Origin of the sequence: Parasaccharibacter apium (assembly GCF_002917995.1) — a bacterium.
GTDB lineage: Bacteria > Pseudomonadota > Alphaproteobacteria > Acetobacterales > Acetobacteraceae > Bombella > Bombella apis.
In genome coordinates this window covers 51,042-63,323 of record NZ_LMYH01000003.1, presented here as the reverse complement: position 1 = coordinate 63,323, position 12,282 = coordinate 51,042, and the positions used below count along the sequence as shown (strand labels likewise).

Genomic DNA, 12,282 nt, shown 5'->3' with positions numbered 1-12,282 from the left:
GGACGACGCATGGATTTTCTGGAGACACATACCGGGCTGGTCATTGCCGTCATAGCTTTGGTTTTTGCCATTCTGTTTCATTTCATCATCATGCGCCCGCAGAAGAAGTCCGCTTTTGTCTGTTTCTGTTGGGACCTGCTGATTTTTCTCATCTGTCTGGCGGGCATTTCCATCATCTATTATAGCGCTCTGCCGCTAATGGCTTCATCGTGACCATCCGGCAGCTGCCATGAAAAAAGCCCTTTCCGTCAGACCACGGGAAGGGCTTTTTTCATGATCAGTCATGCTTTGTGAAAGCAAAGGAAGAGGCTCAGGGCGCAGTCCGAGGGGCTGGAGCTTTCTGCGGATGGGATGTGCGATGCACGATAGCGTGGGGCCTGCGCTGTGGGGCATGGGCTGTTCCAGTCCGTGCCGGAGGGGCTGCCGGCCCCCCGAAGCCCAGAAAGCCGACCGAGGGGACGGGCTGGCCCGGATTTTCCACAACAGGCGCAGGAGCACGTGCGGCAAGGCTGGCCTGGCCATTGACGGTAATATGGCTGCTGTTCTCATCATGCGTGGCGCTGGTGATGAGCTTGCCATCGGGATTGTAGGTCCGCAGGGAAAGCAGCTGGAACATGATGTCATTGCGGCCAAGGTCTATGGCAAGGTCCAGAGGCGTCTGCTCCAGCACGTTGCGGGCATTGATGTCAGCACCACGGCTGAGGGCCTCTTTGGCGCCGATGAGTGACCCACGGTTGATGGCATCAAACAGGGCGGCTGTCGGGTTGATGTCCATCCGGGCATGGCTGTTGTCGCCGCTGTCCGTCTCTGCGCCGGGCAGGGCCGAAGGTGGCGCTGCACGTCGTGCATCCTTGCGGGCCTCGGCCTGTTTCTGGGCGTCCATGGCTTCCTGCTCGGCCTCGGCTTCATCGGCGGACTGGGCATGGGCCCGGTGTGGCAGAACCACAACGGAGGCAGCCGAAAGACCGATGGCGAAAGCGAGACGGGGCAGGAATGAACTCAATGGACGCATGATCGGGAACAGTGCTTTCTTTTCTACCAGCTACGGGGGACAGGCCGCAGGCATCATGTCAGGCAGTGGCAGGGCCTGTCAATTTCACAGGGTGACGGCACCACAGCATGGACTGCTGTCATTTTACCGTCCTTCACGCCACCAGCCAAGGCCCATCATGGCAAGAATGAGGATGAGGGCCAGCCATCCTGGCAGAAAAGCCGTGCTGGATCCGCCCGCTGCAAGGGCCGACTGATGCAGGGGCAGCCCTGCCCAGCCTGTTCCATGCAGGGGATGGCCTTCGGCGACCTGTCTGATCTCCGGGATGGTCCCTGTTCCGAGCCAGAACAGGCCACCACCGGAGCGGCTCACGAGGGAGGCCATCCTTGTGGCGGTACTGCGCAGGTCCTGGTCTTCCAGCGGGTTGGTTTCAGGCAGGGCCACGGTCGTGCTCAGCCCGCCCTGCTGGACGGTCCATATCCGGCCATTCTGCTCAGGCCGTGATGGCAGGGGCAGGCTGCCTGTCCAGATACCGTCACGCCTCGGCACGGGGGAGAGGGGAAGGACAGCATGATGGCCATCCGGGTCGATGATGTCAGCCTGAACATTGGCTAGAGGAGCCAGACTGGTGCGGCTGACATGCAGCTGCCCCTGCTCGATATGGGCGTCCAGCTGGTTTTCTTCCAGTTCCGGCTCCTTCATCAGCCAGTGTGAGAGGCGGCGCAGCAGTTCGGCCTGTGGTCCTCCACCTTTTTCTCCACGGGACCAGAGCCAGATCTGGTCTGAGAGAAGCATGGCCACACGCCCCTGTCCCTTCTGGTCCAGCACCAGCAGCGGTGCCCCTGAAGGTGTGGCCAGAAGGGTACGGCCCTGCGTCTGGTCCGTACGGAGTGCCCTGTACCATGGGCCCCATTCTTTGCCCCAGGGGCCCTGTTCCGGCAGGGCCTGCGTGACGGGATGGGACAGCCCGAGGGTGGTCCGTCTGGGGGAGAAGGGCTGTGTCATGATACCCTGTTCAGAGGGGACATGGGCAGGGAGGATGGCGCCGACAGGTGTATCCTGCAATGTGCCCGGCTGTGTCATTTCCGGCCCACCAACCACAAGCAGCCCACCGCCCTTGCGGACATAGCGGGCAATATTTTCCAGATAACTCTCCGGCAGAATGTTCTGGTTGCGGAAGCCATCCAGAATGATGAGGTCGAAGCTGTTGATCTTTTGGGCAAAAAGCTCATGCGTGGGGAAAGGGATCAGGGCGAGGTCGGAGAGGGGGGTATCATCTTCCGTATCGGGGGATCGCAGAATGGTGAAGTGGACCAGATCAACAGATGGATCGGCCTTCAGCAGGGTGCGCCAGACACGGGCCCCCTGATTGGGTACACCGGAAACAAGCAGGACACGCAACCTGTCCCGTACGCCCTGAAGCTGGATGATGGTACTGTTGTTCCGCAGGGAAGCTTCACCCGGCAGGGGGGAGGCCGTGAGCTCCTTCAGGGTAAGCCCGGCATGGGTGACGGGGACATCCAGCTCCACGGGCTGGCCGCTCTTCGTATGGGCGAGGATGTTCGTCTGGCCGTCAGGGCCATGGTCCAGAATATCGACAGGCTGCCCGCCAGGCGTTCCCAGATCATCGACCTGAACACGGATATGGGCCGTCTGGCCGATGATGACATAAGGGGGGGCACTGAGAACCCGCAGCCGCCGGTCCGTTTCCTCCCCTCTGGCGGAAAGCAGGAGATGCAGGGGAATGATGCGGCCTGTCATGTCCTTGAGGGACGGGGGAAGCTGGTCGGGAATGTCGTGATCCATTCCGTCCGTGAGCAGGAAGATGCCTGCCGGATTGTTCAGGGAGAGGGCGGCATGGTCCATGGCGTCGAAAAGGCGTGTGCCCTGGCCATGCCCGCCAGAAACTTCCAGCTCATGGATTGTCAGGTCATGCAGTGCCCGGCCCTGGCGCAGCAGTTGGGCACGAGCCTGCTGGACGAAGGCTTTCCGTTGCCCGATGTCCATGGAAGGGGAAACATCCACCACGAGGAGGGCATCCTGTGGCTGGGTCTGCATGTGGGGGTGTATCTGCCGGGGGTTGGCCAGCCAGAGCAGCCCCAGCAGGATGGCACCCACCCGCCAGAGGACATCCCGCCTTCCGCGCAGGGCACCATAGAGACCAGGGAGCAGGCATAGGCCCGCCAGTGCTGCAAGCAGCCAAGGGGGCAGGAATGGTGCCCAGATGATGGAAGACAGGGCGTCCGTCATGGAGCCTCACTTTCATCAGCGTCATCAGGGCTGTCATCATCCCCGTTCCTGAGACGTTTCAGCATCTCTGGATAATGGCGCTGGTCGTTCTTGTAGTTGCCGGTAAGGGCATAGATGATGGTGTTGAAACCAAAGCGGTAGGCCAGTGTCCGCTGATTTTCGCCATCAGGAATGACGGCGAAAGGGTGCTCTCCATTCTGGTCAATGGCCCAGGCATGGGCCCAGTCTGCATTGCCGATGATGACAGGGCTTACGGTTTCGCTGTCATCATTGTTCCCCTGCCGGGCGACATAGACGGGCTGTCCAGCAATGCGACCGGGAAAATCGTGCAGCAGATAGAAGGTATGGGAGAGGGTGTGCTGGTCGGTCAGTCTGGCAAGCGGTGGGATGGGCAGTCCCTCCATGGCCTGTCTGAGGGCGGTGCGGGTAGCCTGGCCATCCGTACCGTCCATGGCGCTGCCTGCGCCCATCTCATCAATCAGGATCATGCCATTGTGCTGGAGGTAATGGGCAAGCGCTGTTTTCCCGGCTGGATCCAGATGGGTGCCGGGTATGACAGGCCAGTAGAGGAGAGGATAGAAGGCCAGATCATCCTGTCCCGGCACGACCCCTACGGGACTGTCCAGATGTGTGGTGCTGCGCTGGTTGAGGAAGTGCGTCAGCCCTTCAAGCCCCTGTTGGACTGCCTCATCCGTGTCTGCGTTACCGGTCTGTATATGGGCCAGACGGATGGCCAGAGCCGCAGGAGGAACAGGAGCCTGCGGGGCCGAGGCTGGTTGCCCCGTCGTAGCGGCCTGCAACTGCGTCACGATGAGCAGCCCGGCTCCCAGGGAAAGAGTGGCGTTGCGGGCCATGCGGAACAGTCCGGCCCGACCGAGGGAGAGGTAGAGGTCCAGCAGGATCAGCCCGAGGGCCAGCAGCATGAGGGGTGGCCAGAGGGGCTGTTCTGGCGTGGCCTGCCCTGCTGCCCTGATCGGACCGAGAGCGGCTTCATCTGCCATAGGGGGCTGATGGTCTGCCAGATTGAGTGGGTGATGCTGGGCAGCCCCTCCGTAGAATCCGGCCTGATGGAGGGCATCGACAGGCTGTTCTGTCGTGCTGGGCAGCGGGCGGATGGCGGGGGATGGCGGTACGAGGGTCTTGTCGAGAGTCAGGACCCGCCATGGCGCCAGGGCGTCCGAGGTGGTGTGATTGGTGCCTGTCTTTGTCTGCATGATGGGAGTACGGGTGATGAGACGTTCCATCATCTGGGGGAAAAGGCCGGAGAGTGGCAGGCTGGACCAGTCTGCCGTCGGGGTGATGTGGAAGAAGACGATCAGGCCGCCGCCTTCCTGCCGGGCAGTTACGAGGGGGGTGCCATCGGTCAGCGTGGCCCAGACATGCCGGGACAGGTCACCCGTGGGCTGGGCCAGAAGTTGACGGGATACGGTGGCGTCTTCGGGGATGGTCAGCCCGGCGAAAGGGGTGTCTCCCGGGAAGGGAGCCAGTTTCTGCGGGCTGCCCCACGACATGGGGCCCCCCAGTTGCCTCATGCCGGAGAGGAGGGGCACGGGCAGAAGAGCAGCGTCATCGTCTTTCATGGTCTGCTGGCTCTGGCGGGCCAGTTCCGGCCCTGCGAAGCGGATCAGGATGCCTCCTTTGCGGACCCAGCCGAGTATGTCGCTCAGCCCCGCATCGGAGAGTGTGCCATCCGTGGCGATGATGATGTCCGGGTGGCGGGGCAGGAGACTGTCCACAGTGCCCTCCTGATAGGGGATGACAGCCTGCAGGGCACGGGTCAGGTAGAAGCCGCTACCTGTCAGCGGTGTATCATCACCATTGATGTGCAGAAGGCCAACCCGGTGCTGGTCCATCCTGCCGGGTAGAAGCACCATGCCTGCCGGACCGGAAACGGATGGCAGGCTGAAGGCATCGAAATGGTCCGGGTCAGGCAGGGTACGCCAGGTTCCGGTAGGAAGTGGCGTATCGGCCAGGACGGCGAAATGTCCGTCTTTTTCCAGCGTCATGCCCAGCAGGCGGCGTGTCTGCTCCGGGCAGTCGGGGAGTGTTTCCGCCTGTGCCGTCAGCTGGCTTTCCTGCCGGATGGAAAGACGGATGAGGTCGCAGCGGGGCCAGCGTACATCTTCGGTCCGGTGGGCAGGCTGAAGGGCGGCACGCAGGGCCTCATCCCCCGGCTGTGCCAGGCCATTGGAAAGTGCGATGACCGTTGCTCCATGCAGGTCCGGGGCGAGCGCCTGAAGCTGGCGGGCGAGGGTCTGCCGGTCCCCAGGCCATGTGTGGGGGGACAGACCGGCAAGAAACTGTTGCAGGGCAGTGCGGTCACCGGGCTGGAAGGGGCGAGGCATGTGGCCGTCCGCCTCTGGCGTGTTCAGCAGCAGGGTCACCCGCCCGCCGGAGCGGAGTGTGGCTTCTCCCAGAGCGAGGGCATTTTTCCTGCGGTCATCCCAGTGTGGGGTGGCCGCCCAGTCATCATCCAGAATGAGAACCAGTTTCTGCGGGGTCTGCTGGTCCTGTCCGGGGAGATGGAGTGGCCGGGCAAAGGCCAGAACGAGCAGGGCCAAGGCAACCATGCGCAGGAGCAGGAGCCAGAGCGGCGTGCGTGCGGCATCCTGCCGGACAGGCGAGAGCCTGCGGAGCAGGATGAGAGAGGGGAAACGCTGTTGCCGGGGGTGGGGAGGAATGGCCCGGACCAGCCACCACAGGGCAGGCAGGAGGAGCAGGAACAGCAGCAGGTAAGGGGAGAGAAGGATCATGCCCGCCCCCGCAGGAAGGTGTGGCAGTCCGCCAGGACAGGCAGGGCAGGATGGTCGGTGACATGGAGGCGGAAGAAGGGCGCCTGTCCCTTTCCGATCTTTTCAAGCTGGCTGAAATGTTCGGTCAATCGGGCCTGATAGGCCTCATGCAGGTTCTCCGTGGCCGGGAGTGTCAGGTCCGGTTCAGCCTCGCAGCTGGTAAACTGGACAGACCCGCTGAAGGGCAGGCGATGCTCCTGTGGGTCCAGCACGGCCAGCAGGGCGATGCGGCCGGGATGGGTGGCCAGCGGCGCCAGGCAATGCTGCATGGTGGCCTCTTTCCAAAGGAAGTCACTGACGAGCAGCAGAGCTGCATGAGGGGGAACAGCTGTCAGGCTGGGCAGGACCGCATCCCTGCCAGTATCGTCACGGGGAGGAAGCTGCATGAGAGCATGGGCGAGACGGGGCAAGGCCTGATGACCGGAAAAACGGGACCGGAAGCCAGGAATGCCCACATCCTCACCGCCCAGCAGGGCTGCCTGCCCAAGGGCCAGGGCATCAGCCAGAGCGGTGTCATGTTTGCTGGGCAGGCTGTTGGCAGACCGCCAGCGCATGGAGGCAGAGGGGTCAACCCAGATGAAAAGTGGCCGGGGGGCATGCTGCTCCCGCTCCCGAACCCAGAGCAGGTTTGGTTCCGGCGAGCGGGCAGACTGTTTCCAGTCGATCAGGGAGGCTGGTTCTGTTGGCTGATGGGGACGGAACTGCCAGAATTCATGTCCGTCCCCGGCTCTGCGGTTGCCGTGAGGGCCACTGCGCAGCTGCTTTGCCAGCCCTCGGGCTGAGAGAACCAGCTCCGGCAGGGAGACAGGCTGCGGGGCGGCATCACGCCCTTTGCGAGTGCCAAAAAACCGCTGGAAGAAGGAGGATGTGCTGGCCATGTCCGTACTCTGGGAACCGCCCTGGGAGCCCGGCCTAGCCGAGGCGCTTCAGTTGGGCGGCAATGAGCTGTCGGGCATCCACACCCTGCGTCTGGGCGGCGAAGCTGATGCCCAGGCGGTGAGCCAGAACAGGCTCGGCCAGCACACGGACATCTTCCATCGAGGGGGAGAGACGGCCATGCAGCATGGCCCGTGCCCGGCTGGCAATCATCAGGGCCTGGGCAGCACGAGGGCCGGGGCCGTAATCCAGTGACTGACGGACCTCGGCACTGGCTGTTTCATCCTGTGGCCGCAGGCCCCGGACAATGGTCAGGATGGCTTCCACGACCGTTTCCCCGACCGGCAGCGTGCGGACGAGTTTCTGGGTGGCCAGAAGCTCTGCGGTGGAAAAGATGCGTTCGGCCTTCCGTTTCGTGGCCCCTGTGGTCTGGAGCAGCATCCGGCGCTCGGCCTCCCGTGCCGGAAAATCCAGCGGAATACGCATCATGAAACGGTCAAGCTGGGCTTCTGGCAGGGGGTAGGTTCCTTCCTGCTCGATGGGGTTCTGGGTGGCCAGAACATGAAATGGCTTGGGCAGGGGCCATGTTTTGCCACCCTGCGTGACGTGCCCCTCCGCCATGGCCTGAAGCAGGGCGGACTGGGTGCGGGGGCTGGCGCGGTTGATCTCGTCCGCCAGCACCAGCTGCCCGAAGAGGGGGCCGGGCAGGAAGCGGAAATGGCGCCTGCCCTGTTCATCCTGCTCCAGGATTTCCGCCCCGGTGATGTCGGAGGGCATGAGGTCTGGCGTGAACTGGATGCGGCTGTCTTCCAACCCCAGAACATGGGCGCAGGTATTGACCAGCAGCGTCTTCCCCAGCCCCGGCGCCCCGAGCAGCAGCGCATGCCCCCCCCCCAGCAGGGTTGTGAGGACATGCTCGATGACCGTTTCCTGCCCGAGGACGATTCGGCCAATTTCCTGTACGAGCGTTTTCAGCCTGGGGGCCAGCCCATCAAAGGCACGGACCGTGTCATCATGGTGGAACGCCCTGTCCTGGGGGGAGGATGTCGGGCCGGAGGCAGAAGGATGCTGGGTCATTACAGATTCGGAAACAGAGGGTAGGGGGGTTTTAACAGGCCGGGATCATTCCCAACTCTGGGGCAGGCGGTAAGCTACCATGTAAGAGGCCCTTTTAAAAAGAGAGGGTCGCAGGAAAGTGGCACACCATCATGCAGGTCCATCGTGATGGAAGGACGGAAAGGGAGGAGATCATGAGCATCAAGCCTTATGAGAGACCGGTGCCCCCGCTGGAGGGACCGGATGAGGCCGTGATGTCCGAGGACGAGATGGTCCTGCACCTGCCTTTCCATATCCGGCGGGACGGGACATGGCTGTACCGGGGGACGCCCATCCGGCGCAAGGCCATGCTCTGCCTGTTCGCCTCCTGCCTCGACCGGGACCGCCAGGGACGTTACTGGCTGCGGACGCCGACCGAGGCTGGCGTCATACAGGTGGATGACGTTCCCTTTCTGGCGGTGGAGCTGGATTTCAGAGGGTGCTCGGAAAAGACGCAGACATTGTGCCTGCGGACCAATCTGGATGAGGTCTTCTGTGTGGATGCGGAGCATCCCCTTCTGTGTGACTGGGACCGCCCGGCTGATGGAGCGACCGTGCCCTACATCCACATGAGGACCGGAGCAGGCGGGCAGCCCATTCTGGCCCGCATCAGCCGGGCGGTCCTTTTCGAGCTGGCGGCTCTGGCCGTTCCGGGCTGCGTGGGGGGTGAACCCTGCATGGGAGTCTGGAGCCACGGGATGTTCTTCCCGCTTTCCCGCCTGCCGGATGAGACCGTGGACGACCTTGAGGAGCTGTGCGTGTGACCATCAGGACACCATCTCCGGCCGCCCTTCTGGCAGCCCTGTCCGATGTGTCCGGTCACGCCGGGCTGGACCGTATCTGGCAGGCCCTGCCGGAGGCCCGGCTGGTGGGAGGCTGTGTGCGGGACCTGCTCTGTGGTCGCGACGTGCATGATCTTGACCTGGCCAGCCCGGTTCCACCGGGAGAAGCCCAGCGGCGGCTGGAAGAGGTCGGTGCCAGGGTGATACCGACCGGCCTTGAGCATGGAACCATCACGGCGGTGATTGACCATCACCCTTATGAAGTCACCACCCTGCGGCGTGATGTCAGTACCGATGGCCGCCATGCTGTCGTCGCCTGGACGGATGACTGGGAGGAAGATGCGCAGCGGCGGGACTTCACGATCAACGCCATGTCGCTGGATCAGGATGGGCAGCTGCATGATTATTTCGGCGGACTGGATGATCTCCGGGCCGGGAAGGTACGGTTTGTCGGGCAGGCGGCACGGCGCATCGAGGAGGATGCCCTGCGGTGCCTGCGGTTTTTCCGCTTTTTTGCCCGTTATGGCCGTGGCGAACCGGATGGCGAGGCCTGTCAGGCCATCATCCGCCTGCGGGAGACGATGACCCGTCTTTCAGTCGAGCGTGTGGCGATGGAGCTTCTGAAAATCCTGTCAGGCCCGCAGCTTCTGCGGACTCTGGAGCTGATGGAGGAAACGGGCACCCTTGCCGTGCTGCTGCCGCATCATGCGCCCCTGTCTGGTCTGGAGCGTCTTCTGGCCTGTGGTGATCCTGCCGAGCCGCTGCATCGTCTTGCCGTCCTGTATCCACCCGGCGGAGGGGACGGGCAGGGCATGGCGGATGTTGGTGCCCATCTGAAACTCTCCAATGAGAGCCGGGACATGCTGGCCGCTTTTGCCAGATACGGGCCGGAACTGGCGGTCACGCTGGATGATGACGACATCCGGCGGGTTCTTTTCCAGCAGGACAGGTCCATCCTGCTGCTGCGAAGCTGGCTGGTGCAGGCGCAGGAGCTGGGACGGCCTGATGGGAGCTGGAATGAGTTGCGGCACCGGCTGGAAACCGTGGAGCAGCCCGTTTTTCCTCTGGCGGGGCGGGACCTGATTGCTCTGGGTGTGAAACCGGGGCCGGAAATGGGGCGGTGGTTGAAACAGACGCAGCACTGGTGGCTCACACAGGGTTGCCGTCCCGATGCCGGGGCATGTCGGGACTGGGTGAGCCACCAGCTTTCCCCTTCCTGAGGGGGCTGCTAGAAGGTCTGCATGACACAGCAGACAGGCAGGCACCCTGCGGACAGGGCAGCGTATGAGGCAACCTTCCCCCTGATGCGGAGGCTCTGGCGGGAGGACATTGCCCGGCACCGGCTCATGCTGTTGGCCGTGTTCGTGCTGACGGTCGTCATGGCCCTGCTGACGGCGGCCTATCCGCTTGTCATCAAGCGGGCGATCGACATGTTCACGGCACATGATCCCCGCATCCTGTATCAGATTCCCCTGCTGGTTGTGGTCGTGACGGGGGCCAAGGCTCTGGCCCAGTATGGGCAGAATGTCTGCGTGCAGGCACTGGTCCTTCAGGTCGTGCGGCGTCTTCAGGAACGCATGTTCACCCATGCCCTGAAGGCGGATGTGGCCCGGATTGAAAGAGAGGCTCCCGCCCGCTGGGCGGCACGCTTCACCACGGATGCCCTCGCCATGAGGGAAGCCCTGACACGTTCGGTCAATGCGCTGGGAGACGTCATCACCATCATCGGGCTTGTCGCCTCCATGATCTGGACGGACTGGGAACTGAGCCTGATTGCGGTCGTGCTGTATCCTCTGGCCATCATTCCCGTGCAGAAGCTCGGGCGGCGGGTGCGCCGGGCCTCCGGCGGGATGCAGGAGCAGGTCGGGGAAGCCTCGGCCCTGCTGACGGAAAGCTTCTCCCTGTCCCGGCAGATACGCATCTACCGGATGGAGGAGCATGAGCATCACCGCATCGGTTCGGCTCTCGACAGGCTGCATGACATGTTCTTCCGTATTGCCAGCAACCGTGCCCGTCTGGACCCGATGCTGGAGGTCATCGGTGGTGTGGCGATCGCTTTCGTGCTGGGGTTTGCGGGCTGGCGTGCCGCCACGGGCGGGGCCACGCTGGGGGACTTCACGGCCTTCATTGCCGCCCTGTTTGCGGCCTCACGTCCTCTGCGTGCCCTGGGGTCGCTCAACACCTCCATGCAGGAAGGACTGGCCGGGCTGGGACGTATCTTTGCCGTGATTGATGAACCGGCCAGCGTGCAGGAACAGCCGGAGGCCCGGCCCCTGCCGGAAGGGCCGGGGCACCTTGTGTTCAGGGATGTATCCTATCGTTTTCAGGATGGGCATCATGCCCTGAAAAATATATCTCTGGATGTGAGGCCGGGGCAGAGCGTGGCTCTGGTCGGGCCGAGCGGGGCGGGGAAATCTACCATGCTGGCCCTGATCCCCCGTCTTTTTGACGTGACGGAAGGGACGATCACGCTGGAGGGGGTGGACATACGGTCCCTCACGCTGGCCAGCCTGCGGGATCATCTGGCCTATGTCAGTCAGGAAACGGCCCTGTTCGACATGAGCGTGCGGGAGAACATCCATCTTGGCCGCCCCTCTGCGACACGGGAGGAGGTGGAGGCACTCTGCCGGATGGCGGCACTGGATTTCGTGCATGATCTGCCGGAAGGGCTGGAAACCATCATCGGTCCCGGTGGGCAGAGGCTCTCGGGTGGACAGAGGCAGCGCATCATGCTGGCCCGTGCCCTGCTGCGTAACCCCCGCCTGCTGCTGCTGGATGAGGCCACCAGTGCGCTGGACTCAGAAAACGAGGCCCGTGTGCAGGAGGCTCTGGCCCAGCTTCGGCAGGGACGGACGACGCTCATCGTGGCGCATCGGCTCTCCACCGTGCAGAGTGCCGATCACATCGTGGTGCTGGATCAGGGCCAGATTGTCGAGACGGGCACCCATGCCCAGCTCATGGCCAGGGCCGGACTTTACGCCCGGCTGGTGAAGGCTCAGGCTCTGGACGCAGCCCGATAGATGGCAAGGATGTCGGGCAGGAGCCGTTCGTAGACGTCCTTCTTGAAGCCCAGATTGTACCTGCCGCTCAGGACATCCTCCGGCGGCACCCAGCGCCATGTGGTGAACTCGATTTCCTCAAACGTGTCGAGCCTGATGTCGCTGTCCTGGCCGGTGAAGCGGAAGAGGAACCACTGCTGTTTCTGCCCCCGATACTTCCCGTGCAGGGCCTTGCCGATAAGGTGGTCCGGCAGGTCGTAGAGAAACCAGCCATCCCGCTTACCGATCATGGTGGCGTTGTTTGTGCCAATCTCTTCTTTCATTTCCCGCCAGACGGCCTGTTCAGGCTCTTCGCCCTCATCAATGCCGCCCTGCGGAAACTGCCAGATGTCCCCCGGCAGGTCCGCACGGCGGGCCATGAAGATTTCGCCTTTCCCATTGAAGAGGACGATGCCGACATTGGGGCGGTAGGCCAGTGTTTCACGCAGGGACATGGG

The 12,282-nt window shown here is 63.2% G+C and carries 10 protein-coding genes; 4 read left to right on the top strand and 6 right to left on the bottom strand.

Going from position 1 to position 12,282, the window contains the following annotated elements; translation table 11 throughout:
- The first annotated feature begins 9 nt into the window (after window positions 1-9).
- Complete coding sequence (locus ASO19_RS00945) at window positions 10-213, top strand: hypothetical protein (RefSeq protein WP_043557871.1); 204 nt, start codon at window positions 10-12, stop codon at window positions 211-213.
- A gap of 97 nt (window positions 214-310) precedes the next feature.
- Here ASO19_RS00945 and ASO19_RS00940 read toward each other — a convergent pair whose 3' ends face one another.
- From ASO19_RS00940 to ASO19_RS00920, 5 genes are all read right to left on the bottom strand, one after another.
- Window positions 311-1,012, bottom strand: a complete 702-nt coding sequence (locus ASO19_RS00940) for an ankyrin repeat domain-containing protein (protein WP_081562862.1) — start codon at window positions 1,010-1,012, stop codon at window positions 311-313.
- Window positions 1,013-1,135: 123 nt separating this feature from the next.
- A complete protein-coding gene (locus ASO19_RS00935) occupies window positions 1,136-3,241 on the bottom strand; it encodes a glutamine amidotransferase (protein ID WP_103765214.1) in 2,106 nt (701 codons plus the stop codon).
- The gene (locus ASO19_RS00930) at window positions 3,238-5,994 is read right to left on the bottom strand and encodes a DUF4159 domain-containing protein (RefSeq protein ID WP_103765213.1); all 2,757 of its coding nucleotides are present in this window, start codon (window positions 5,992-5,994) and stop codon (window positions 3,238-3,240) included. Before ASO19_RS00930 ends, ASO19_RS00935 begins: the two co-directional genes overlap by 4 nt.
- Window positions 5,991-6,911, bottom strand: a complete 921-nt coding sequence (locus tag ASO19_RS00925; protein WP_103765212.1) for a DUF58 domain-containing protein — start codon at window positions 6,909-6,911, stop codon at window positions 5,991-5,993. Before ASO19_RS00925 ends, ASO19_RS00930 begins: the two co-directional genes overlap by 4 nt.
- 34 nt (window positions 6,912-6,945) lie before the next feature.
- Window positions 6,946-7,986, bottom strand: coding sequence for an AAA family ATPase (locus ASO19_RS00920; protein WP_052348866.1), 1,041 nt, complete (start codon window positions 7,984-7,986; stop codon window positions 6,946-6,948).
- A gap of 233 nt (window positions 7,987-8,219) precedes the next feature.
- Between ASO19_RS00920 and ASO19_RS00915 the strand changes: the two genes are divergently transcribed.
- The 3 genes from ASO19_RS00915 to ASO19_RS00905 are packed head-to-tail and all read left to right on the top strand — an operon-like array spanning window position 8,220 to window position 11,806.
- On the top strand, window positions 8,220-8,768 hold the full coding sequence (locus tag ASO19_RS00915) for a DUF1285 domain-containing protein (RefSeq protein ID WP_086442113.1): 549 nt from the start codon (window positions 8,220-8,222) through the stop codon (window positions 8,766-8,768).
- Window positions 8,765-10,006, top strand: a complete 1,242-nt coding sequence (locus tag ASO19_RS00910; RefSeq protein ID WP_258036054.1) for a CCA tRNA nucleotidyltransferase — start codon at window positions 8,765-8,767, stop codon at window positions 10,004-10,006. Before ASO19_RS00915 ends, ASO19_RS00910 begins: the two co-directional genes overlap by 4 nt.
- Window positions 10,007-10,027: 21 nt before the next feature.
- Window positions 10,028-11,806 (top strand): ABC transporter ATP-binding protein, encoded by a 1,779-nt coding sequence (locus ASO19_RS00905; protein ID WP_081562866.1) that lies wholly within the window; start codon window positions 10,028-10,030, stop codon window positions 11,804-11,806.
- Here ASO19_RS00905 and ASO19_RS00900 read toward each other — a convergent pair.
- Window positions 11,782-12,279 carry an RNA pyrophosphohydrolase gene (locus ASO19_RS00900; protein ID WP_043557878.1) on the bottom strand — a complete coding sequence of 166 codons (498 nt, stop codon included), beginning with the start codon at window positions 12,277-12,279 and terminating at the stop codon, window positions 11,782-11,784. The two genes, ASO19_RS00905 and ASO19_RS00900, sit on opposite strands and share 25 nt — an antisense overlap.
- Window positions 12,280-12,282 lie beyond the last annotated feature (3 nt).